At 62.2% G+C, this 22,583-nt stretch carries 28 protein-coding genes and 1 tRNA gene; 28 read left to right on the top strand and 1 reads right to left on the bottom strand.

Annotated elements, in window-relative coordinates:
* Positions 1-5 precede the first annotated feature (5 nt).
* From FQ746_RS14305 to tatC, 21 genes are all read left to right on the top strand, one after another.
* On the top strand, positions 6-1,064 hold the full coding sequence (locus FQ746_RS14305) for a VacJ family lipoprotein (RefSeq protein ID WP_144110042.1): 1,059 nt from the start codon (positions 6-8) through the stop codon (positions 1,062-1,064).
* Between the two features lie 115 nt (positions 1,065-1,179).
* Positions 1,180-1,812 carry a phospholipid-binding protein MlaC gene (locus tag FQ746_RS14300; protein WP_144110041.1) on the top strand — a complete coding sequence of 211 codons (633 nt, stop codon included), beginning with the start codon at positions 1,180-1,182 and terminating at the stop codon, positions 1,810-1,812.
* Positions 1,809-2,153 carry a lipid asymmetry maintenance protein MlaB gene (locus FQ746_RS14295; protein ID WP_144110040.1) on the top strand — a complete coding sequence of 115 codons (345 nt, stop codon included), beginning with the start codon at positions 1,809-1,811 and terminating at the stop codon, positions 2,151-2,153. Before FQ746_RS14300 ends, FQ746_RS14295 begins: the two co-directional genes overlap by 4 nt.
* A 180-nt stretch (positions 2,154-2,333) precedes the next feature.
* Positions 2,334-3,266, top strand: coding sequence for an ABC transporter ATP-binding protein (locus FQ746_RS14290; protein WP_144110039.1), 933 nt, complete (start codon positions 2,334-2,336; stop codon positions 3,264-3,266).
* Positions 3,263-4,027: an ABC transporter permease gene (locus tag FQ746_RS14285; protein ID WP_144110038.1), complete on the top strand. Its 765-nt coding sequence runs from the start codon at positions 3,263-3,265 to the stop codon at positions 4,025-4,027. The genes FQ746_RS14290 and FQ746_RS14285 overlap by 4 nt, the downstream gene beginning before the upstream one ends.
* A 15-nt stretch (positions 4,028-4,042) precedes the next feature.
* Complete coding sequence (locus tag FQ746_RS14280) at positions 4,043-4,288, top strand: BolA family protein (protein ID WP_144110037.1); 246 nt, start codon at positions 4,043-4,045, stop codon at positions 4,286-4,288.
* 111 nt (positions 4,289-4,399) lie between these two features.
* Complete coding sequence (gene murA, locus FQ746_RS14275) at positions 4,400-5,668, top strand: UDP-N-acetylglucosamine 1-carboxyvinyltransferase (RefSeq protein ID WP_144110036.1); 1,269 nt, start codon at positions 4,400-4,402, stop codon at positions 5,666-5,668.
* Positions 5,665-6,363, top strand: a complete 699-nt coding sequence (hisG, locus tag FQ746_RS14270; RefSeq protein WP_144110035.1) for an ATP phosphoribosyltransferase — start codon at positions 5,665-5,667, stop codon at positions 6,361-6,363. The genes murA and hisG overlap by 4 nt, the downstream gene beginning before the upstream one ends.
* A 52-nt stretch (positions 6,364-6,415) precedes the next feature.
* On the top strand, positions 6,416-7,738 hold the full coding sequence (gene hisD, locus FQ746_RS14265; RefSeq protein ID WP_144110034.1) for a histidinol dehydrogenase: 1,323 nt from the start codon (positions 6,416-6,418) through the stop codon (positions 7,736-7,738).
* A 135-nt stretch (positions 7,739-7,873) separates the two neighbouring features.
* Positions 7,874-8,944 carry a histidinol-phosphate transaminase gene (gene hisC, locus FQ746_RS14260; protein ID WP_144110033.1) on the top strand — a complete coding sequence of 357 codons (1,071 nt, stop codon included), beginning with the start codon at positions 7,874-7,876 and terminating at the stop codon, positions 8,942-8,944.
* Between the two features lie 57 nt (positions 8,945-9,001).
* Complete coding sequence (hisB, locus tag FQ746_RS14255; protein ID WP_144110032.1) at positions 9,002-9,589, top strand: imidazoleglycerol-phosphate dehydratase HisB; 588 nt, start codon at positions 9,002-9,004, stop codon at positions 9,587-9,589.
* Positions 9,590-9,710: 121 nt separating this feature from the next.
* A complete protein-coding gene (hisH, locus tag FQ746_RS14250) occupies positions 9,711-10,352 on the top strand; it encodes an imidazole glycerol phosphate synthase subunit HisH (RefSeq protein ID WP_144110031.1) in 642 nt (213 codons plus the stop codon).
* Between the two features lie 138 nt (positions 10,353-10,490).
* Positions 10,491-11,243, top strand: coding sequence for a 1-(5-phosphoribosyl)-5-[(5-phosphoribosylamino)methylideneamino]imidazole-4-carboxamide isomerase (gene hisA / locus FQ746_RS14245; protein WP_144110030.1), 753 nt, complete (start codon positions 10,491-10,493; stop codon positions 11,241-11,243).
* Positions 11,244-11,441: 198 nt separating this feature from the next.
* Positions 11,442-12,215, top strand: coding sequence for an imidazole glycerol phosphate synthase subunit HisF (hisF, locus tag FQ746_RS14240; protein ID WP_144110029.1), 774 nt, complete (start codon positions 11,442-11,444; stop codon positions 12,213-12,215).
* Position 12,216: 1 nt separating this feature from the next.
* Complete coding sequence (gene hisI / locus FQ746_RS14235) at positions 12,217-12,627, top strand: phosphoribosyl-AMP cyclohydrolase (RefSeq protein WP_186310738.1); 411 nt, start codon at positions 12,217-12,219, stop codon at positions 12,625-12,627.
* A complete protein-coding gene (locus FQ746_RS14230; protein ID WP_144110028.1) occupies positions 12,624-13,031 on the top strand; it encodes a phosphoribosyl-ATP diphosphatase in 408 nt (135 codons plus the stop codon). The genes hisI and FQ746_RS14230 overlap by 4 nt, the downstream gene beginning before the upstream one ends.
* A gap of 117 nt (positions 13,032-13,148) precedes the next feature.
* Positions 13,149-13,544 carry a DUF4870 family protein gene (locus FQ746_RS14225; protein WP_144110027.1) on the top strand — a complete coding sequence of 132 codons (396 nt, stop codon included), beginning with the start codon at positions 13,149-13,151 and terminating at the stop codon, positions 13,542-13,544.
* Positions 13,545-13,596: 52 nt separating this feature from the next.
* Positions 13,597-13,962 carry a histidine triad nucleotide-binding protein gene (locus FQ746_RS14220; protein WP_144110026.1) on the top strand — a complete coding sequence of 122 codons (366 nt, stop codon included), beginning with the start codon at positions 13,597-13,599 and terminating at the stop codon, positions 13,960-13,962.
* 278 nt (positions 13,963-14,240) lie between these two features.
* Complete coding sequence (gene tatA / locus FQ746_RS14215; RefSeq protein ID WP_144110025.1) at positions 14,241-14,480, top strand: Sec-independent protein translocase subunit TatA; 240 nt, start codon at positions 14,241-14,243, stop codon at positions 14,478-14,480.
* 67 nt (positions 14,481-14,547) lie between these two features.
* Complete coding sequence (tatB, locus tag FQ746_RS14210) at positions 14,548-15,066, top strand: Sec-independent protein translocase protein TatB (RefSeq protein ID WP_144110024.1); 519 nt, start codon at positions 14,548-14,550, stop codon at positions 15,064-15,066.
* A 34-nt stretch (positions 15,067-15,100) separates the two neighbouring features.
* On the top strand, positions 15,101-15,886 hold the full coding sequence (gene tatC, locus FQ746_RS14205) for a twin-arginine translocase subunit TatC (RefSeq protein WP_144110023.1): 786 nt from the start codon (positions 15,101-15,103) through the stop codon (positions 15,884-15,886).
* Positions 15,887-15,986: 100 nt separating this feature from the next.
* Here tatC and FQ746_RS14200 read toward each other — a convergent pair whose 3' ends face one another.
* Positions 15,987-17,210: a Do family serine endopeptidase gene (locus tag FQ746_RS14200; RefSeq protein WP_144110022.1), complete on the bottom strand. Its 1,224-nt coding sequence runs from the start codon at positions 17,208-17,210 to the stop codon at positions 15,987-15,989.
* Positions 17,211-17,229: 19 nt separating this feature from the next.
* On the opposite strand from FQ746_RS14200, the gene FQ746_RS14195 reads away from it, so the two are divergent.
* From FQ746_RS14195 to FQ746_RS14165, 7 genes are all read left to right on the top strand, one after another.
* The gene (locus tag FQ746_RS14195; protein ID WP_144110021.1) at positions 17,230-17,976 is read left to right on the top strand and encodes a Nif3-like dinuclear metal center hexameric protein; all 747 of its coding nucleotides are present in this window, start codon (positions 17,230-17,232) and stop codon (positions 17,974-17,976) included.
* A 220-nt stretch (positions 17,977-18,196) separates the two neighbouring features.
* A complete protein-coding gene (gene petA / locus FQ746_RS14190; protein WP_144110102.1) occupies positions 18,197-18,817 on the top strand; it encodes a ubiquinol-cytochrome c reductase iron-sulfur subunit in 621 nt (206 codons plus the stop codon).
* The gene (locus FQ746_RS14185; protein WP_144110020.1) at positions 18,817-20,196 is read left to right on the top strand and encodes a cytochrome b; all 1,380 of its coding nucleotides are present in this window, start codon (positions 18,817-18,819) and stop codon (positions 20,194-20,196) included. The genes petA and FQ746_RS14185 overlap by 1 nt, the downstream gene beginning before the upstream one ends.
* A 22-nt stretch (positions 20,197-20,218) precedes the next feature.
* Positions 20,219-20,974, top strand: coding sequence for a cytochrome c1 (locus tag FQ746_RS14180; RefSeq protein WP_144110019.1), 756 nt, complete (start codon positions 20,219-20,221; stop codon positions 20,972-20,974).
* A 95-nt stretch (positions 20,975-21,069) separates the two neighbouring features.
* Positions 21,070-21,681 carry a glutathione S-transferase N-terminal domain-containing protein gene (locus FQ746_RS14175; protein ID WP_006052302.1) on the top strand — a complete coding sequence of 204 codons (612 nt, stop codon included), beginning with the start codon at positions 21,070-21,072 and terminating at the stop codon, positions 21,679-21,681.
* 70 nt (positions 21,682-21,751) lie between these two features.
* The gene (locus tag FQ746_RS14170; protein ID WP_144110018.1) at positions 21,752-22,279 is read left to right on the top strand and encodes a ClpXP protease specificity-enhancing factor; all 528 of its coding nucleotides are present in this window, start codon (positions 21,752-21,754) and stop codon (positions 22,277-22,279) included.
* Positions 22,280-22,298: 19 nt separating this feature from the next.
* Positions 22,299-22,374: transfer RNA gene (locus tag FQ746_RS14165), tRNA-Thr, on the top strand.
* Positions 22,375-22,583: the final 209 nt, after the last annotated feature.

The raw sequence follows: 22,583 nt of genomic DNA, 5'->3' as shown, positions 1-22,583 counted from the left end.
TAACGATGCAGACCTCACACAACGGGGGCGCGCGCGCCTTCCAGTTGGCGAAGCTGGCAGCAGCAGCTTTGCTGCTCGCCGGCTGTACGACGGTGCAGACGCCGACTAAAGGCGATCCGCTCGAAGGCCTGAACCGCACCATCTTCACCGTCAACGACAAGATCGACCAGTACGCGTTGAAGCCGGTCGCGCAGGGCTACGTGTTCATCACGCCGCAGCCGGTGCGCGACAGCGTGACCAACTTCTTCTCGAACATCGGCGACGTCTACATTGCGGCGAACAACCTGCTGCAATTGAAGATCACCGACGGCGTCGAAGACATCATGCGCATCGTGATCAACACGGTGTTCGGGGTCGGCGGTCTGTTCGACGTCGCGACGCTGGCGAAGCTGCCCAAGCACGACAACGACTTCGGTCTGACGCTCGGCCACTACGGTGTACCGGCCGGTCCGTATCTGGTGCTGCCGCTGTTCGGGCCGAGCACGGTGCGCGACGCCATCGGATCGATCGGCAACTATTATGTGAATCCGCTCAGCTACATCGATCCGGCCGGTTTGAGCTGGGCGCTTTACGGGCTGAACGTCATCAATACGCGCGCGAATCTTCTGAACGTGGGTGATGTTTTGTCGGGCGCGGCGCTGGACAAGTACTCGTTCGTGCGTAATGCGTATCTGCAGCGCCGTCAGTATTTGCTCTCGGATGGCAAGCAGTCGCAGGCATTGCCGAATTATGGCGACGAAGCGCCGTTGCCGAAGTACGACGACGTCGACGACGGCGCAGCGGGTGCAGCAGGTGCAGCCGGAGCCGCTGCGGCACCGGCTGGCGCGGTGACCGGAACCGCTGGCACGGCGACGGCGAAGCCCGCGCAGCCGGCCTCGGGCGCCAGCGCGGCAGCCGCTGGCAGCGGTGCCAGCGACGCCGGCTATGCAGTTGCGCCGACGCCTGCATCCGGTGCCGACTCGCCGCCGCTCGACCTGAACGGCGGTCCGGAAACGACGCAGATTCCGGCCGGCCAACTGGTGCCGCCGACACGCTTCAACTTCCCGTCGTTCAAATTGCGTTGAGGGTGCGGCCGTAACAGATCGATACGAATCTCGCAGTTTGCGCATGGATTGCTGCTGAACTCGCGTGCTAATGTCGGCTCAAACCGGTTGCACTATTTTTAAGGCAAGGCTCGAAATGAAAAAATTCTTCCTGATACCGTTGTTTGCGGCGTTGTTCTCATTTGTCAGCGCAGGCGCATCGGCGCAAGCAGTGGACAGCAATGCGCCGGACGCGCTCGTCAAAACCGTCACGCAGCAGGTGATCGACGCAGTCCGCTCCGACAAGTCCATCCAGCAAGGCGACATCTCGCATATCACGCGACTCGTCAACGAAAAAATCCTCCCGTACACGGATTTCCGCCGTACCACGCAACTCGCAATGGGTCGTAACTGGCGCGCCGCCAGCCCCGAGCAGCAGTCGCAGGTAGTCGAACAGTTCAAGATGCTGCTGATCCGGACGTATTCGGGCGCGCTCGCGCAAGTGCGTGACCAGCAGATCCAGTACAAGCCGTTCCGCATGAACCCGGACGACACCGACACGGTGGTGCGCTCGGTGGTGATGAACAACGGCTCGCCGATCGAACTGGATTACCGCCTGTACAAGACGCCGCAAGGCTGGCGCGTGTACGACATCAACGTGCTCGGTGCCTGGTTGATTCAGGCGTATCAGCAGCAGTTCAACGAGCAGATCCAGCAGAAGGGCGTGGACGGTCTGATCCAGTTCCTGACCCAGCGTAACCAGCAACTCGCCGCAGGCAAGCAGTCGTGACTGACTTGCTGAACCCGGTGCAAAGCCCGGCACAACAGCAGGGCGCGAACCGCTTCGACTGCGGCGCGACCCTGACCCACGAGAGCGCGACGGCTGCGCTCTCGGCCGGGCTGCAGCGTATCGCGGCCGGGGCGAACGGCGTGGATTGCACGGCGCTCGCCCAGTTCGACTCCTCCGCGCTAGCCGTTCTGCTCGCGTGGGAGCGTGCCGCCGCGTCACGCGGTACGCCGTTTCAGATCGTCAATCTGCCGGCTGGTCTCGCCAGTCTCGCGCAAGCCTACGGTATCGACACCCTGCTTGCGCCGGCTCACTCCCGCAGCGCCGAACCCGCGCGACATTGACGCTCCCCTAGCGTCGTTCCCACGCCCCCACGCCAGTCGGGGCCGCCGATTTTTGCCCTATAATCAACCGTTTTTTGGGGCGAACAGGCGGACTAACCCCGGCCCCAATAGCGTTCCTCCCAGCATTTTTGCGCCCCCACAGGGCTTCTTTAGGCGCCGCTCCGTACGCGGCCCATTGTCATGTCAGCCATCGAAATTCGTAACGTCAAGAAGCGCTACAAGGATTTGCAGGCGCTCAAGGGCGTCAGCCTCACAGTAGAAGAAGGCGAGTTCTTCGGACTGCTCGGTCCGAACGGCGCGGGCAAGACAACGCTCATCAGCATTCTGGCCGGCCTCGCCCGCGCCGACGAAGGCAATATCGCAGTGCGCGGTCACGACGTCGTCACCGACTTTCGCGATGCGCGCCGCTCGCTCGGCGTCGTGCCGCAGGAACTGGTCTTCGATCCGTTTTTTACCGTCCGCGAAACGCTGCGCATCCAGTCCGGCTATTACGGGCTGCGCAACAACGACGCGTGGATCGACGAGATCATGGCCAATCTCGACCTCACCGACAAAGCCGACGCCAACATGCGCGCGCTGTCCGGCGGCATGAAGCGCCGCGTGCTGGTCGCGCAGGCGCTGGTGCACCGGCCGCCTGTCATCGTGCTCGACGAGCCGACCGCGGGTGTCGACGTCGAACTGCGTCAAACGCTGTGGAAATTCATCTCGCGCCTGAATCGCGAAGGTCACACCATCGTGCTGACCACGCACTACCTCGAAGAAGCCGAATCGCTGTGCGACCGCATCGCGATGCTGCGACGCGGCGAAGTGGTCGCGCTGGAACGCACCAGCTCGCTGCTGCAACGTTTCGCCGGCATGCAACTGTTCCTGCGTTTCTCGCAAGGCGTGTTGCCGGCGGAATTACGGCCGCTCGAAGTGGATAGTGGCGCGGGCAACGGCAACGGCCGCCAGCATCTGCTGCGTCTCGCGAGCTACGACGAAGTGGAGCGGATTCTCGCGCAATGCCGTTCGGCAGGCTGCGTACTGGAAGAAATCGAGGTGCGCAAAGCCGATCTCGAAGACGTGTTCGTTCAGATCATGAACGGTCCGGAAGTCATCGAGGGACTCGCATGAGCGCCTATAGCGGTTTCACCACGCTGTTCTACAAGGAAATCCTGCGTTTCTGGAAGGTGGCGTTTCAGACGGTGCTCGCGCCGGTCATCACCGCACTTCTGTATCTGACCATTTTCGGTCACGCATTGCGCGGTCACGTGCAGGTCTATCCGGGCGTCGAGTACACCAGCTTCCTGATCCCCGGCCTCGTGATGATGAGCGTGCTGCAGAACTCGTTCGCCAATAGTTCTTCGTCACTGATTCAATCGAAAATCACCGGCAACCTCGTGTTCGTGCTGCTGCCGCCGCTGTCGCACTACGAGATGTTCGCCGCCTACGTGCTGGCGGCGCTCGCGCGCGGACTGGCGGTGGGCTTCGGCGTGTTCATCGTGACCATCTGGTTCGTGCCGGTCAGCTTCAGCGCACCGCTTTACATCATCGCGTTCGCGGTGTTCGGCGCGGCGATTCTCGGCACGCTCGGTTTGATCGCGGGTATCTGGGCGGACAAATTCGATCAACTGGCCGCGTTCCAGAATTTCCTGATCATGCCGCTCACGTTCCTCTCGGGCGTGTTCTACTCCACCCACACGCTGCCGCCGGTATGGCGTGAAGTGTCGCGGCTCAACCCCTTTTTCTACATGATCGACGGCTTTCGCTACGGTTTCTTCGGGATGTCGGATATCAATCCGCTCACGAGCCTTGCGATCGTCGCCGGTTTCTTCGTGGTGCTGGCCGTGGTGGCGATGCGCATGCTCGCATCCGGCTACAAACTGCGCCACTGAACAGGAGCATCTCTCATGTCGCAGAACCCGACGCCCGAACAGGTCAAGCAATACATCGCGGCTGGACTCGCTTGCCAGCATCTCGAAGTCGAAGGCGACGGCCAGCATTTCTATGCGACCATCGTTTCGCCGAGTTTCGAAGGCAAGCGTCCGATCCAGCGCCATCAACTCGTGTATGCGGCGCTCGGCGACCGCATGCGCGAAGAAATCCACGCGCTCAGCATGAAGACGCTGACGCCCGCCGAATGGCAGACCGCTTAAGCTGGAAATTTAGTGCGAATTACTCAAGAAGGGCGCGACGCCGGTAGCGGCGCGTCGAACACAGTCAAAGCAGACCCGGCAGCCGTCCGGGCAGATCAGGAACTGACAGGCATGGATAAACTCGTCATTGAAGGTGGCTACCCGCTGTCGGGTGAAGTCGTCGTTTCGGGTGCGAAGAACGCGGCGTTGCCGATTCTTTGCGCCGCACTGTTGAGCGCGGAGCCGGTTCATCTGGAGAACGTGCCCGATCTGCAGGACGTGCGCACGATGCTCAAGCTGCTCGGCCAGATGGGCGTGCGCATCGAAAGCGACCGCGAATCGGGTCGCGTGACTTTGGATGCGTCGAAGGTCGACAACCTGGTCGCGCCGTACGAAATGGTCAAGACCATGCGTGCGTCGATTCTCGTGCTCGGGCCGCTGGTGGCGCGCTTCGGCCATGCGCGCGTGTCGCTGCCCGGCGGGTGCGCGATCGGCGCGCGGCCGGTGGATCAGCACATCAAGGGTCTGCAGGCGATGGGCGCCGAGATCAACATCGAACATGGTTTCATCGAAGCGCGCGCGGAGCGTCTGAAGGGGGCGCGCATCGTCACCGACATGATCACCGTGACGGGTACCGAAAACCTGCTGATGGCCGCCGTGCTGGCCGTGGGCGAAACGGTCATCGAAAACGCCGCGCGCGAGCCGGAAGTGGGCGACCTCGCGAATCTGCTGGTCGCGATGGGCGCGCGGATCGAAGGCATCGGCACCGACCGGCTGGTGGTGCAGGGCGTCGACAAGCTGCACGGCGCGCATCACACGGTGATTCCGGACCGTATCGAAGCCGGCACGTTCCTGTGCGCGGTGGCCGCCGCCGGCGGCGACGTCACGCTGCGCAAAGTGCGTCCGCTGATTCTCGAAGCCGTCACGGAAAAGCTGCGCGAAGCGGGCGTGAACGTGGAAGAGGGCGACGACTGGATGCGCGTGAGCATGAACAGGCGCCCGAGCGCGGTCACGTTCCGCACCTCCGAATACCCGGCCTTCCCGACCGACATGCAGGCGCAGTTCATGGCGCTGAACACCATTGCGGACGGCACCGCGCAAGTCGTCGAAACGATTTTCGAAAACCGTTTCATGCACGTGCAGGAACTGAACCGCCTCGGCGCCAACATCACGATCGACGGCAATACCGCGCTCGTGACCGGTGTCGGGAAGCTGTCCGGCGCGAAGGTGATGGCGACCGATCTGCGCGCTTCCGCGAGCCTCGTGATCGCCGCGCTGCGCGCCGAAGGCGAAACGCTGATCGACCGTATTTATCACCTCGACCGCGGTTACGACCGGATGGAAGCCAAACTCACCGCGCTGGGTGCGAAAGTGCGCCGCGTGGCCGGGAGCCAGGCATGAGTTCGATGCCGCAAACGTCGTCGTCGCCGGCAGTGAGCGCGCCGCTCACGCTGGCTTTGTCGAAAGGGCGCATTTTCGAAGAAACGTTGCCGCTGCTGGCCGCAGCCGGCATCGAAGTCGCCGAAGACCCGGAGACCTCGCGCAAGCTGATCCTGCCGACCACCGATGCGAACGTCCGCGTGATCATCGTGCGCGCGACCGACGTGCCCACCTATGTCGAATACGGCGCCGCCGACTTCGGCGTGGCGGGCAAGGACGTGCTGCTCGAACATGGCGGCAGCGGCCTGTATCAACCGGTCGACCTGGATATCGCGCGCTGCCGCATGTCGGTCGCGGTGGCCGCGGGTTTCGATTATGCGAACGCGGTGCGTCAGGGCGCGCGCCTGCGCGTCGCGACCAAGTACGTCGAGACCGCACGTCAGCATTTCGCCGCCAAAGGCGTGCACGTCGACCTCATCAAGCTGTACGGTTCGATGGAACTCGCGCCGCTGGTCGGCCTCGCCGATGCGATCGTCGATCTGGTGAGTTCGGGCAATACCTTGCGCGCCAACAATCTCGTCGAGGTCGAAGAGATCATGCAGATCTCGTCGCGCCTCGTGGTGAACCAGGCGGCGTTGAAACTCAAGCGTGCCGCGCTGCGACCGATCCTCGACGCGTTCGAACGCGCGTCGAAAGCCGGCGCCGCGACTGCCTGACCGATAGTGTGACCACGCTATAAAAGCGCGCCTTACCGAAACGGAACCCCGTATGTCTATCAAGATTCGCAAACTCGATTCCAGCGCTCCCGACTTTCACCAGTCGCTGCATGCGGTGCTCGCGTTCGAGGCGAGCGAAGACGAAGCGATCGAACGCTCGGTCGCGCAGATTCTGAACGACGTGAAGGCGCGCGGCGATGCCGCGGTGCTCGACTACACGCAGCGCTTCGACCGCCTGGACGCCAGCAGCGTGGCCGCGCTCGAACTGCCCATGTTGGAACTCGAAGCCGCGCTCGACGGACTGGAACCGAAGCGCCGCGCGGCGCTCGAAGCGGCGGCGGCGCGGGTGCGCGGTTATCACGAGAAACAGAAGATCGAATGCGGCAGCCATAGCTGGCAGTACACGGAAGCCGACGGCACCGTGCTCGGCCAGAAAGTTACACCGCTCGATCGCGCGGGTATCTACGTGCCGGGTGGGAAGGCGGCGTATCCGTCGTCAGTGCTGATGAACGCGATTCCGGCGCGGGTGGCCGGCGTGCGCGAGATCGTCATGGTCGTGCCGACGCCGGACGGCGTGAAGAATCCGCTGGTGCTGGCCGCGGCGCTGCTGGGCGGCGTGGATCGGGTGTTCACCATCGGCGGCGCGCAGGCCGTGGCCGCGCTCGCCTACGGAACGCAAACCGTGCCGGCGGTCGACAAGATCTGCGGGCCGGGCAACGCGTACGTGGCCTCGGCCAAGCGTCGCGTGTTCGGCACGGTCGGCATCGACATGATTGCCGGGCCGTCGGAAATTCTGGTGCTGTGCGACGGCACGACCGATCCGCGTTGGGTCGCCATGGACCTGTTCTCGCAGGCCGAGCACGACGAACTGGCGCAGTCCATCCTGCTGTGCCCGGACGACGCGTTCATCGGCCGCGTGCACGACGCGATCAACGAACTGCTGCCGACGCTGCCGCGCCGCGACGTGATTCAGGCGTCGCTGGAAGGGCGCGGTGCGCTCATCAAGGTGCGCGACATGGCCGAAGCCTGCGCGATCGCCAACGACATCGCCCCCGAGCATCTGGAAATCTCCGCGCTGGAGCCGCATCAGTGGGGTCAACTGATTCGCCACGCCGGCGCGATCTTTCTGGGCCGCTATACCAGCGAGAGTCTGGGCGACTATTGCGCCGGTCCCAACCACGTGTTGCCGACTTCGCGTACCGCGCGGTTCTCGTCGCCGCTGGGCGTCTATGACTTCTTCAAGCGCTCGAGCGTGATCGAAGTCAGCGCCGAAGGGGCGCAGACGCTCGGCGAAATCGCGGCCGAACTCGCGTATGGCGAAGGTCTGCAGGCGCACGCCCGCAGCGCGGAATACCGGATGCGGCAGAACGGCTGAACGGGAACGAGGCGCAACGAACCGGAACGTAGCGGTATTCGCCACACCGAATAACGACGAACACAGACCAACTTTTGGGGCGGCGCGCATGCCGCCGACGCCGGGCCGCTTTACCGTGCGGCCGGCCCACACACTATGACGACACCTCAAGACATCATCCGCCGCGACGTGCTCGCGATGACGAGCTATCCGGTTCCGGACGCCACTGGCTTCATCAAGCTCGACGCGATGGAGAACCCGTTTCCGCTACCGCCCGTACTGGCCGCACATCTCGGCGAACATCTGGCCGGCGTCGCGCTGAACCGTTACCCCGCACCGCGCCCGCATGCGCTGATCGAAAAGATCAAGCGCGTAATGGGCGTGCCGGCGGGTTGCGACGTGCTGCTCGGCAACGGTTCGGATGAAATCATCAGCGTGGTGTCGATTGCCTGCGCGAAGCCGGGTGCCAAGGTGCTCGCGCCGGCGCCGGGTTTCGTGATGTACCAGTTGTCGGCGAAGCTGGCGAATCTGGAATTCGTCGGCGTGCCGTTGAAGGCCGATTTCACGCTCGACACCGAAGCCATGCTGGCCGCCATCGCCGAGCACGAACCGGCGATCGTCTACCTCGCGTATCCGAACAATCCGACCGGCACGCTGTACGACGACGCGGACATGGAGCGCATCGTCGCGGCTGCGAGCAAAAGCCTCGTGGTGATCGACGAGGCGTATCAGCCGTTCGCGCAGAAGAGCTGGCTCTCGCGCGCCGACGCGTACGACAACGTCGTGGTGATGCGCACGGTGTCGAAGCTCGGGCTCGCCGGTATCCGGCTCGGTTATCTGGTGGGCAAGCCCGCGTGGCTCACCGAATTCGACAAGGTACGCCCGCCGTACAACACCAACGTGCTGACCCAGGCCGCGGCCGACTTCCTGCTCGACCATGTCGACGTGCTCGACAACCAGGCCGCGCAACTGCGCGAGGAACGCACGAAACTCGAAGAGGCCGTGGCTGCATTGCCGGGCGCGCAAGTGTTCCCGAGTGCCGGCAACTTCCTGCTGGTGCGGGTGCCCGACGCGTCGGTTCTGTTCGAAACCCTGCTCACGGCGCGGGTTCTGATCAAAAACGTGAGTAAAATGCACCCGTTGCTGGCCAATTGCGTGCGTTTGACCGTTGGTTCGCCGGAAGAAAACGTGCAATTGCTCGCGGCTTTGAAGCTCGTGCTGCACTGAGCGCCGTTTGCCCACCCCACCTTACTATCGCTTTCTAGCTCGATTCGAGGAATTACCATGCGCCTTGCGGAAGTCGTTCGCAATACCAGCGAAACGCAGATCCGTGTGAAGATCGATCTGGACGGAACCGGTCAGCAGAAGCTCGCGACCGGCGTGCCGTTCCTGGATCACATGCTGGATCAGATTGCCCGGCATGGCCTGTTCGATCTGGATGTCGAAGCGCATGGCGACCTGCATATCGACGACCATCACACGGTCGAAGACACCGGCATCACGCTCGGTCAGGCGGTGGCCAAAGCCATCGGCGACCGCAAGGGCATTCGCCGCTACGGTCACTCGTACGTGCCGCTCGACGAAGCGCTGTCACGCGTCGTGATCGACTTCTCCGGCCGTCCGGGCCTCGAGTTTCACGTGCCGTTCACGCGTGCGCGCATCGGCACTTTCGACGTCGATCTGTCCATCGAGTTTTTCCGCGGCTTCGTCAATCATGCCGGCGTGACGCTGCATATCGACAATCTGCGCGGCCTCAACGCGCATCATCAGCTGGAAACGGTGTTCAAGGCGTTCGGGCGTGCGTTGCGCATGGCCGTCGAACTGGACGAACGCGCGGCGGGACAGATTCCGTCGACCAAGGGTAGCCTTTAAGCGCCTGACAGCGCGTCTATGCGCCTCGCGGATTCACCCACCCGTTCACCTGTCTGTGCAGTCGGCATCGGCGTTTAACCTGCATCGCCGACGGATTGAAGGCATTGCTGCCTAACCTCAAATGAAAACTTCGATAGCGATTGTGGATTACGGAATGGGCAACCTGCGTTCGGTGGCCCAGGCATTGCGCAAAGCGGCGCCGGAAGCGGAGGTGGCGATCGTCGACCGGCCCGAAGCGATTCGCGCGGCGGATCGCGTGGTGTTGCCGGGGCAGGGCGCGATGCCCGATTGCATGCGCAGTCTCGCCGAGTCCGGTTTGCAGGAAGCGGTCGTCGAAGCCTCGCGCAACAAGCCGCTGATGGGCGTATGCGTCGGCGAACAGATGCTGTTCGACTGGAGCGCCGAAGGCGACACGCCCGGCCTCGGCCTGCTGCCGGGCAAGGTGCTGCGCTTCGATCTCGCGGGACAGGTGCAGGACGACGGGTCGCGCTTCAAGGTGCCGCAGATGGGCTGGAACCGCGTGCGTCAGGCGCAGCCGCATCCTCTGTGGAATGGCGTGGTGGACAACGCGTTCTTCTATTTCGTGCACAGTTATTACGTCGCGCCCGAAAACACGGCCCATACTTCGGGCGAAACGGTGTACGGTGTGCCCTTTACCTCGGCGGTGGCGCGGGATAACATCTTCGCGACCCAATTCCACCCGGAAAAGAGTGCTGACGCGGGGCTGCGTGTGTATCGCAACTTCGTGCACTGGAATCCCTGAGCGGGTTTTTTGCGGCATCCCGAGCGCATCTGAGCGTCGAAAGACTTGTACTAAACTAGCGAAACGGTGCGCGGGCGGGCTGGTTTACCAGCCGCTGCCGCCGACCTTCAACCCCTTCCCAGACAACACCCGATTGCTATGCTGCTGATTCCCGCCATCGACCTGAAAGACGGTCACTGTGTACGCCTCAAGCAGGGCGATATGGACCAGGCGACGATATTCTCCGAGGAACCGGCGGCGATGGCCCGACATTGGGTCGATCGCGGTGCGCGTCGTCTGCACCTCGTCGACCTGAATGGCGCGTTCGCCGGCAAGCCCCGCAACGAAGACGCGATCCGCGCGATCATCGAGGAAGTGGGCGGCGAAATTCCCGTGCAGCTCGGCGGCGGCATTCGCGACCTGAATACCATCGAACGCTATCTCGACGACGGTTTGTCGTATGTGATCATCGGCACGGCGGCGGTCAAGAATCCGGGCTTTCTGCAGGACGCGTGCACGGCGTTCGGCGGTCACATCATCGTCGGGCTGGATGCGAAAGACGGCAAGGTGGCCACCGACGGCTGGAGCAAGCTGACGGGTCACGAAGTGGCCGATCTCGCGCGCAAGTTCGAAGACTATGGTTGCGAGTCGATCATCTACACCGACATCGGCCGCGACGGCATGCTGCAGGGCATCAACATCGAAGCGACGGTGCGCCTCGCGCGCGCGGTGAAGATTCCGGTCATCGCGAGCGGCGGCCTGTCGAATCTCACCGACATCGAAGCGTTGTGCGAAGTCGAAGCCGAGGGCATCGAAGGCGTGATCTGCGGACGCGCCATTTATTCGGGCGATCTCGATTTCAGCGCGGCGCAAGCGCTCGCCGACAAGCTGCGCGAAGCGGACGACGCCTGAAGGCGACGCGCCCGAGGCGACGCGCCTGAGGCGCCACTAAGGCGATCCTCGAGCGGCCTGCGGTTCGCGCAAGCAGGCCGGCCTGCTTTCAAGCCTGCCGAGCCTGCTTTCCCCGTTGCCCGCGCATCCGACACAGTGCCGCTCGTCGTCGATTCGAGCGAGCGGCCTCATCAGCGGTATTGGCAGAATTGCAAGATCATGGCTCTAGCTAAACGCATCATCCCCTGTCTCGACGTCACCGCCGGACGCGTGGTCAAAGGCGTCAACTTCGTCGAACTGCGCGACGCGGGCGACCCGGTTGAAATCGCCCGCCGCTACGACGATCAGGGCGCCGACGAACTCACCTTTCTCGACATCACCGCGACCTCGGATCAGCGCGATCTGATCCTGCCGATCATCGAGGCAGTCGCCTCGCAGGTGTTCATCCCGCTGACGGTCGGCGGCGGCGTGCGCGCCGTCGAAGACGTGCGCCGCCTGCTGAACGCCGGCGCGGACAAGATCAGCATGAACTCGTCGGCGGTCGCGAACCCCCAACTCGTGCGCGACGCGACCGACAAGTACGGTTCGCAATGCATCGTGGTCGCGATCGACGCAAAACGCGTCTCGGCCGACGGCGAACCGCCGCGCTGGGAAGTCTTCACGCATGGCGGACGCAAGGCGACCGGCATCGAAGCGGTCGAATGGGCGATGAAGATGGCCGAACTCGGCGCCGGCGAAATCCTGCTGACCAGCATGGATCGCGACGGCACCAAGAGCGGCTTTGACCTTGCGCTCACGCGCGCGGTGTCCGACGCGGTGCCGATTCCGGTGATCGCCTCGGGCGGCGTGGGCTCGCTGCAGCATCTGGCCGACGGCATCAAGAACGGTCACGCGGACGCGGTGCTGGCCGCGAGCATCTTTCACTACGGCGAGCACACCGTAGGCGAGGCCAAGCGCTTCATGGCCGATCAGGGCATTTCGGTGAGGTTGTGACGTGGTGAACCCGACAGCGGTGAACTGGCTCGACAAGGTCAGGTGGGACGCGAATGGCCTCGTACCGGTCATCGCGCAGGAAGCGTCGACCAACGACGTGCTGATGTTCGCGTGGATGAACCGCGAGGCGCTCGCCAAAACGGTCGAAACCGGCCGCGCGGTGTATTTCTCGCGCTCGCGTCAACGGCTGTGGTTCAAGGGCGAAGAGTCCGGCCACGTGCAGCACGTGCACGACGTGCGACTCGATTGCGACGAGGACGTCGTTCTGCTGAAAGTGGAACAGGTGTCCGGCATTGCGTGCCACACCGGCCGCCACTCCTGCTTTTTCCAGAAATTCGAAGGCTCGGTGGACGACGGCGACTGGGTCGCAGTCGAACCGGTGCTGAAAGACCCCGAACATATCTACAAATGACGCAATCCAATCAAGCCAACCAGGCGGTCGACGCGCCATCCGCTATATCGACGAATGACACGCTGCTGCGTCTGGCCTCGGTGATCGACTCGCGCAAGGGCGGCGATCCCGACGTGTCCTATGTATCGCGCCTGTTTCACAAGGGCGACGACGCGGTGCTCAAGAAGATCGGCGAGGAAGCCACGGAAGTCGTGCTGGCCGCCAAGGACACCCGCCATGGCGGCGCGCCGAAAGCGCTGGTCGGCGAAGTCGCCGACCTCTGGTTCCATTGTCTCGTGATGCTGTCGCACTTCGACCTGAGCCCGGCGGACGTGCTCGCGGAACTCGAACGCCGCGAAGGGTTGTCCGGCATCGAGGAAAAAGCGCTGCGCAAAAGCCGCGAGCGCGAGCAGAACGGCGACTGAGCGCTCTTGAACTGGCGAGGGTCCGCGCCCACATTGGGCTGAACGTAGCCGTTCGAATTTGTGCACGACTCGTTAGCACCCGGCCGCATTCGTTCGCACCCTTAGGAGGACGCAAGCATGGAACAGTCGCACGACAGTTATCCGCCGCCGGTCTACCGCAACGCTATCGAGCCCGAGCGGGAACGCGGGCTGCGCACGCTCACTCACGTGCTCTACGCTCTGTACGCCGTGCACTGGTTGACGGGCGGACTGACCATCCTGATCGCGATCATCATCAATTACGTGAAGCGGGCCGATGTGGTCGGCACGCCCTACGAAGCGCATTTCCAGTGGCAGATCCGCTCGTTCTGGATGGCGCTCGCGGGTTATGTGATTGGCGGATTGCTGCTGTTCGTGGTGATCGGCATTCCGGTCTTGTGGGCCGTCAGCATCTGGATGCTTTACCGTATTATCAAAGGCTGGCTGTATCTGTACGATAACAAGCCGCTTGCGAATCCGCGCGGCTGGGTTTGACCGATCCGCGGATGTCATCTTCGTGCTTTAGCCTTGCCGCATCAGGAATACGATGAGTCACGACCCTAACTGTCTGTTCTGCAAGATCGCCGCCGGCGAGATTCCCTCGACCAAGGTCCACGAGGACGACGAATTCTTCGCGTTTCGCGATATCAACCCTGCTGCCGAGACACACGTGCTGGTCATTCCGCGCCGGCACATCGCCACGCTGTCGAATTGCACCGAAAGCGATGCGCCGCTGCTTGGTAGAATGCTCGTCTTGGTGGCGCGACTGGCCGAACAGCTCGGCGTGGCTTATACCGGTGGCGAAACGGGGTTTCGTACGGTCATCAACACAGGGCCGGGCGGCGGGCAGGAGGTCTATCACCTGCATGCGCACATTCTGGCGGGACCTCGCCCCTGGGCGCGGATGGGTTGAAGCGCCGCGCAGGTCGGGCACGTTGTGATTAAGTTGCAGGCACGTTGCAAGCAAGTTTCAAGCGGCTTTCACGGAGAGTTTTGGTCGGAGAGAATGGCGGTCGTGGTTCCGGCGGGTTTTTTTTGCCGTGATCCGCTGCTTGTAATTTCGTCGACGCGATCGTCTGGCCACAATGACATCCCGTGTCGCAAATCGAACTGGAAGAGCCGGCAGTCACATCGCCAGGCACACGAATTTTGCCGCATCACGGTGCGGTGCTGGGGTTAAGGAGAGTTGTCATGGGTTCGTTAAGCATTTGGCATTGGTTGATCGTGTTGTTGATCGTCGCGCTCGTGTTCGGCACGAAGAAGCTACGCAATATCGGCGGCGATCTGGGTGGGGCGGTGAAAGGCTTCAAGGAAGGCATGAAGGAAGCCGACACGCCGGCAGGCGAAGCGCAGCAGCGCGAACTGCCGCGTAACGGCGCAGTGGATGTGGAAGCAAAGGAAAAGACGCCGCGTTCCGGCGATTACCGCTAAGCTGCGGCTCGACCCGCCGGCCTGGTCCGGCTGGGCTTAACCGCCTTACTGACGGACATTCCACTTCATGCTGGACCTCGGTCTAACCAAGATGGCGCTGATCGGCGTCGTCGCGCTGGTCGTACTCGGGCCTGAGCGCCTGCCACGCGTCGCCCGCACGGCCGGCGCGCTGTTCGGCCGCGCACAGCGGTACATCAACGACGTGAAGTCGGAAGTCACGCGTGAAATCGAACTCGACGAGCTTCGCCGCATGAAGACCGAGTTCGAGTCGGCCGCCACCAATGTTCACAACTCCGTTCAGGACAATCTGCGCCAACACGAAAACGAGCTGAACGAAGCCTGGAACGCCGGGACGTCGGTGTCACCGAGCATTGCCGGCGGTGCGCTGGAAGACGCCGGCAATACGCCATGGCAAAGCAGCACGCCGGCTGCCACGGCGGTTCGCAAGAACTGGCGCGTCAAGCAGACGGCCATGCCCACCTGGTACAAACGCGCCACCACGCGCCGCACACGCGTGCAGTCGGGCGCGGCGCGCGTGGCGCGCCATACGCCGGCCAATCTGCGCCGTCCGACGCGGTTTTTCTGATGATCCGAGCGACAATCCCTAACCGAGGGCCGGTGTGAGCGACCCCCAGCAGACCCAGACCGAAGGCACTGAAGAGACCTTCATTTCCCATCTCGTCGAACTCCGCGACCGCATCATCCGGGCAGGACTTGCCGTCATCGTGGTGTTCGTCGGGCTGGTGTATTGGGCACCCGACATCTTCCGGTTGCTCGCCCGTCCGCTGATGCAGAATCTGCCGAAGGACGGCAAGATGATCGTCACCGACGTCACTGGCTCGTTCTTCGTGCCGATGAAGGTGACCATGCTGGTGGCCTTCGTCATCGCGCTGCCTATCGTGCTGTATCAGATCTGGGCGTTCGTCGCCCCGGGTCTTTATCAGCATGAGAAGAAGCTGGTCGCGCCGCTGGTGGGCAGCAGCTACACCCTGTTCCTGTGCGGGATGGCATTTGCATACTTCGTGGTGTTTCCGACCATCTTCCGCGTGATGGCGCACTACAACGCGCCGCTCGGCGCGGAGATGACCACCGACATCGACAATTACCTGAGCTTCGTGCTCACCATGTTCCTCGCGTTCGGGGTGACGTTCGAAGTGCCGATCGTCGTCGTGCTGCTGGTGCGCATGAACGTGGTGACGCTCAAGAAGCTCAAGGAAATCCGGCCGTACGTGATCGTCGGCGCGTTCGTGATCTCGGCGGTGGTGACGCCGCCGGACGTGTTCTCTCAACTGATTCTGGCCGTTCCGCTGATCGTGCTGTACGAAGCGGGCATCATTGCCGCGCGGTTGATCGTCGGCAAGCAGCCGGCGGTAATCAAGGACGCGGATTCCGATTCCGCCGAGTAGGGCGAAGCCGCTTCATCAGCGGTTTGTCGGTCGAACGCCGGGCAAACAAAAAGGGCAGTCCATCGTGGACTGCCCTTTTTGTTTTCACGCCAGCGCAGTATCAACCGCCGTCGTCGTCCTGCTGATCGCTGCCGCCGCTATCGTCGGCGGGTTGCTTCGGCGGCGGCGGGCGCTTGCCGATGGTCACCTGCAGATCCATCTCGTGATTCTTGCGCACCAGGTGAACTTTGGCGGCCGTCCCCGGCTTGATCTGCGCGATCACGTTCAACAGACGCGTCGTATCCGTAATCTCCTGGTCGTTCACGCTGACCAGAATATCGCCCGGCTTGATGCCTGCGCGATCGGCCGGACCGTTCTTCAGCACGCCGGCGACGATGGCCCCGGACTTCTGCTCGAGACCGAACGATTCGGCTATCTCCGGCGTCACGTCCTGCGGCTCGACGCCGATCCAGCCACGCGTGACCGAACCCGTCGTGATGATGCTCTCCAGCACGCTACGCGCCGTCGACACGGGGATCGCGAAGCCGATGCCGAGCGAGCCGCCCGAGCGCGAGTAGATAGCCGTATTGATGCCCAGCAGATTGCCGTTCACGTCCACCAGCGCACCACCCGAATTACCCGGGTTGATGGCCGCGTCGGTCTGAATGAAGTTTTCGAAGGTATTGATGCCGAGGTGATTGCGCCCAAGCGCGCTGACGATGCCCATGGTCACCGTTTGCCCGACGCCGAACGGATTGCCGATGGCGAGCACCACGTCGCCCACCCGCGTCTGGTCCATGCGGCCGAGCGTGATGGTGGGCAGGTTGGTCATGTTGACCTTGAGCACCGCGAGATCCGTTTCCGGATCGACGCCGATGACCTTGGCGTTGGTGGTGCGGCCGTCGGCCAGCGCGATTTCGATCTGATCGGCGCCGTCGACGACGTGCTGGTTCGTTAGAATGTACCCTTCCGAACTCACGATCACCCCGGAACCGAGATTCGCCGCGGGCTGTTCCTGCTGCTTGCCTTTGTTCTTGTCGCCGAAGAAGTAGCGGAACAGCGGGTCTTTGGCGCGGGGGTCGGGCGGCAGTGAGCCATCCTTGCTGGAAAACACGTTGACGACCGCAGGCATGGCCTTTTGCGCGGCGTCTGCGTACGACGCCTGGGCAGGGCCGCTGCCGATGCCTGGCGCCACTTCCCGAAGGGCGACGATGGGTTCGGCGAGTTGCTTGCCGAATTCTCCCTGGCGCTGCAGCCATTGCGGCTTGAGGGTCGCAATGATGAACATGAGCGCCAACAGCACGGTCACCGCTTGGGCAAAGAACAGCCAAAAGCGTCTAAGCATCTGAAGACTAGAGGTTTATATGGATCGGATCGAACTTGAATTGTACTTGAACAATCTTCTTGAAACCGCGCGCTTCAAGGACTATTGCCCCAATGGATTGCAGGTCGAAGGGCGTCGGCGCATCAATAAGATCGCGACCGGCGTGACCGCTTCGGTGGCCTTCCTGGAAGCCGCGCTCGACTGGGGCGCGGACGCGGTACTGGTTCATCACGGCTACTTCTGGCGCAACGAAGCGCCGCAGATCACCGGTCGCAAACACGCCCGTCTGAAGCTGCTGATCGGCAACGACCTGAACCTGTTCGCGTACCACCTGCCGCTCGACGATCACCCCGAGTTCGGCAACAACGCGCAGATCGGCCAGAAGATGGGCTGGATCAGCGACGCGCGTTTCGGCGAGAACGACCTGGGGTGGCTCGCCACTTTCCCGATGCCGATCACGCTCGCGCACTTCACCGCGGAAATCGAGCAGACGCTCGGTCGCACGCCGCTCGTATTCGGCGACCCCGACCGCGAACTGCGCCGCGTGGCATGGTGCACCGGCGCCGCGCAAAACATGTTCGACGCGGCCATCAACGCGGGCGCGGACGTGTATCTCACGGGCGAAGTGTCGGAGTCGGTGATGCACACGTCCGCAGAAAGCGGCGTGGCGTTTCTCGCGGCCGGTCATCACGCGACGGAGCGCTTCGGCGTGCAGGCGGTGGGCAAGCATTTATCCGAGCAGTTCGATATCGAACACCTCTTTATCGATATCCCTAATCCCGTTTGATTTAAAAATCGGCATTCACGAGAAAATCGCGCGATTAACGCAGAGGGCACTTAAAAGGAGATGCGAAACGGTTTGCAAACCGTACGGACAAACCCTGATTTATCAAGGGCTTCGAACGGTTTTTGGTAATCGACCCTTGTAAATGGCGACTCCATTCGCGCAAACTAGCGTCGGTAGAAGCGACGTGAAGGAAAAATCCAACTCAGAAGTGGGGCGTGTGATGCGAGACAAGGAAGAAGAACGCGTCGACGGCAGCCGCCGTACCTGGCTGATAGCGACGACCGTAGCAGGTGGCATGGGAGGCGTGGCCACTGTCGTACCCTTTGTTAGTTCGTTTGCACCATCCGAGAAGGCCAAGGCAGCGGGCGCCCCGGTCGAAGTCGATATCGGCAGTCTCAAACCGGGCGACATGATGACCGTGGCCTGGCGTGGCAAGCCGGTGTGGATCATCAACCGCACGGACAAAATGCTCGCCGATGTCCAGAAGGCCGATAACGAAGTAGCGGATCCCCACACCAAGAATCCTTTTTCGATGCCGTTGCCGGAGTACTGCAACAACGAATTCCGTTCGCGCACCGACCACAAGAATCTGTTCGTCGCCGTCGCCGTGTGCACCCACCTGGGCTGCACGCCGACACCACGCTTCCAGGAGGGCGCGCAGCCCAATCTTCCCGACGACTGGCCAGGCGGCTTCCTGTGCCCGTGCCACGGTTCGACCTACGACATGGCCGGCCGCGTCTTCAAGAACAAACCTGCGCCGCAAAACCTCGACATCCCGCCTTTCATGTTCACGTCGGCCACCGGCCTCGTGATCGGCAAGGACGAGAAAGGAGAAGCGTAATGGCGATCGAACACGAAGTAGAGACGACCGGGCTGGTCGGCTGGATCGACCGCCGCTTTCCGCTCACCTCCACGTGGAAAAAACACGTTTCCGAGTACTACGCGCCGAAGAACTTCAACTTCTGGTACTTCTTCGGCTCGCTGGCGATGCTGGTGCTGGTCAACCAGATCGTCACCGGCATCTTCCTCACGATGAACTACAAGCCCGACGCGACGCTCGCGTTCTCGTCGGTCGAGTACATCATGCGCGAGGTGCCGTGGGGCTGGCTGATCCGCTACATGCATTCGACCGGCGCGTCGATGTTCTTCGTGGTCGTGTATCTGCACATGTTTCGCGGACTGCTGTACGGCTCGTATCGCAAGCCGCGCGAGCTGGTGTGGATTTTCGGCTGCGCGATCTTCCTGTGCCTGATGGCCGAAGCGTTTTTCGGCTACCTGCTGCCGTGGGGGCAAATGTCGTTCTGGGGCGCGCAGGTGATCGTGAACCTGTTCTCGGCGATTCCGTTCATCGGCCCCGACCTCTCGCTGTGGATTCGCGGCGATTACGTCGTCTCGGACGTCACGCTGAACCGCTTCTTCGCTTTCCACGTGATCGCAATTCCGCTGGTGCTGGTCGGGCTGGTGGTGGCTCACCTGGTGGCGCTGCACGAAGTAGGCTCGAACAACCCGGACGGCATCGAGATCAAGGCGAAGAAGGACGAGAACGGCATTCCGCTCGACGGCATTCCGTTCCATCCGTATTACTCGGTGCACGACTTCATGGGCGTATCGGTGTTTCTGCTGATTTTCGCGGCGATCATCTTCTTCGCGCCGGAAATGGGCGGCTACTTCCTGGAAGCGAACAACTTCATTCCCGCCAATCCGCTGCAAACGCCACAGGAAATTGCGCCCGTCTGGTACTTCACCGCGTTCTACGCGATGCTGCGCGCCACGACGGACCCCTTCAAGATCGTGCTGATGGTCGTGATCGCGTTGCTCGGGCTGCTGGCGTTAGTGCGGGCGCGCGGCAAGTGGAAGCTCGGTCTGCCGGTACTCGCCGTGCTGGTGATTCTTGCGATGGCCTTCACCGAGTCGAAATTCTGGGGCGTGGTGGTGATGGGCGGCGCGGTGATTTCGCTCTTCTTCCTGCCGTGGCTCGACCGCTCGCCGGTCAGGTCGATCCGCTACCGGCCGTTCTTCCACAAGGTGTTCTACGGCATTTTCGTGGCGGCCTTCCTGACGCTGGGCTTTCTCGGCACCAAACCGCCGTCGCCGGTGTCGACCTTGATCGCGCAGATCTGCGCGCTGATCTACTTCGCGTTTTTCCTCGGTATGCCGTTCTGGACGCGGCTTGGCACGTTCAGGCAGCCGCCCGATCGGGTGCGGTTCAAGCCTCACTAATCGCGACCCAGGAGACACGAAGATGAAAAAACTGCTTTCGCGGTGCGCGCTAATCGGCGCCACGCTGCTCGCGCTCGTCGCCGCGCCGCTGCACGCCGACGAGAATTTCCCGCTCGACCGCGCGCCCGATAACGCGGACAATTTCGCTTCCTTGCAGCATGGCGCGCAATTGTTTGTAAACTACTGCCTGAATTGTCACAGCGCGAATCTGATGCGCTACAGCCGGCTCACCGATCTCGGGCTCACACCGGCCGAGATTCAGTCGAACCTGCTTTTCACGACCGACAAGGTCGGCAATACGATGACGGTGGCGATGCATCCGGAGGACGCAAAAGCGTGGTTCGGCGCGACTCCGCCGGATCTGTCGGTGGAAGCGCGGGCGCGCGGCAAGGACTGGCTGTACACGTATCTGCGGAGCTTTTACAGCGACAACACGCGGCCGACCGGCTGGAACAATCTGGTGTATGAAAACGTGAGCATGCCTCACGTGCTGTGGCAGTTGCAGGGGCAACGTACCGCGAAGTTCGGCGACGAAACCGACGAGAAAACGGGGGAAAAGATCCACAAATTTGTCGGCTTCCAGCAGGTCACGCCGGGGACAATGTCGCCGGTAGATTATGATTCTGCTGTGGCCGACCTGGTGTCGTATCTGTCGTGGATGTCCGAGCCGACGCAGCACACCCGAAAACAGCTCGGCGTGTGGGTGCTGATGTTCCTCGGCCTCCTGAGCTTTTTCGCCTGGCGACTGAACGCCGCGTACTGGAAACATATCAAATAATCACGCCGTCACCCGGCGTGGGGCCGGCGCCAGGAAAAACCTGCTGAACGGTTTTTCCGTGCGCTGGCCCTTCAGCTTTTTGAGGAAACGTAAACATGATGGTTCTGTATTCCGGCACAACTTGCCCGTTCTCCCAGCGTTGCCGGCTGGTGTTGTTCGAAAAGGGCATGGACTTCGAGATCCGCGACGTCGACCTGTTTAACAAGCCGGAAGACATCGCCGTGATGAATCCGTACGGTCAAGTGCCTATCCTCGTCGAACGGGACCTGATTCTGTACGAATCGAACATCATCAACGAGTATATCGACGAGCGCTTCCCGCACCCGCAACTGATGCCGGCCGATCCGGTACAGCGCGCCCGCGCCCGCCTGTTCCTGCTGAACTTCGAAAAAGAGCTGTTCGTGCACGTCGGCACCCTCGAAAACGAAAAGGGCAAAGCCGCCGAGAAGAACCACGAGAAAGCTCGCCTCGCTATTCGCGATCGCCTGACGCAACTCGCGCCCATCTTCCTGAAGAACAAGTACATGCTCGGCGAAGAGTTCTCGATGCTCGACGTGGCCATCGCGCCGCTGCTGTGGCGTCTGGATCACTACGGCATCGAACTGTCGAAAAACGCGGCTCCGCTGATGAAGTATGCCGAGCGCATTTTCAGCCGCCCGGCTTATATCGAAGCGCTGACGCCTTCGGAAAAGGTGATGCGTCGTTGAGTTTGGCTTTGGGGCATGGGCGTCGCGCGATCGAATCCGCGCGCGTCCCTGTCCGGTAAGAGGACTGTTGATGCAAGAAATTTCCACCAAGCCCTATCTGCTGCGTGCGCTCTACGAGTGGTGCACGGACAACGGCTATACGCCGCACATTGCCGTTCGGGTTGACAACCAGACGCGCGTGCCGCGCCAGTTCGTGCGCGATAACGAGATCGTGTTGAACATCAGCTTCGAGGCAACCAGCCAGCTGCAGATGGGCAACGAGTGGATCGAGTTCAGCGCGCGATTCTCCGGCAAGTCGCACAAGATCGAAGTGCCGATCGCCAATATCCTCGCCATCTACGCGCGGGAAAATGGCCAGGGCATGGCGTTCCCGGTCGAATCGGCCGGCGGTGAAGCGCTCGATTCGGGTGCCGATGCCGAGCTGGTCGACGACACCGTGGCGCCGGCGCCCTCCGCCAGTAAGGCGCCGCGCGCGGTCGAAACCTCGGCTCCGGCGGCCGATGCGGCCGCCAGATCCGACAGCGCGACCGACGGTTCGTCGCCCGACGACGACGGTTCGAAAGGCGGCGGTAGGGCTCGCCTTAAGATCGTGAAATGAAGTAGAATCACGGCCTCATGCCGGCTTAGCTCATCAGGTAGAGCGCTTGACTTGTAATCATGAGGTGGCGGGTTCGAGTCCTGCAGCCGGCACCAGAAGTACTAAAACGGGTTTCCGAAGCGATTCGGAAACCCGTTTTTTTATGGCTTTTTGTCTACACGAGTGCCCGTGGGATAAGGGTTCCAGCTGCAAAATCACCCAAAAACGCCATATCTCTTTCACCTTGTCTATCGTGGATTTTCCAGTCTACTTTGCTCGGCGACGCGCCTGAAAAGCCTACGCCGTCGAGGTTTCACGGGCGGCA

Origin of the sequence: Paraburkholderia sp. BCC1886 (assembly GCF_900996245.1) — a bacterium.
Taxonomy (GTDB): Bacteria; Pseudomonadota; Gammaproteobacteria; order Burkholderiales; family Burkholderiaceae; genus Paraburkholderia.
This window is presented reverse-complemented; position numbering and strand designations above follow the sequence as displayed.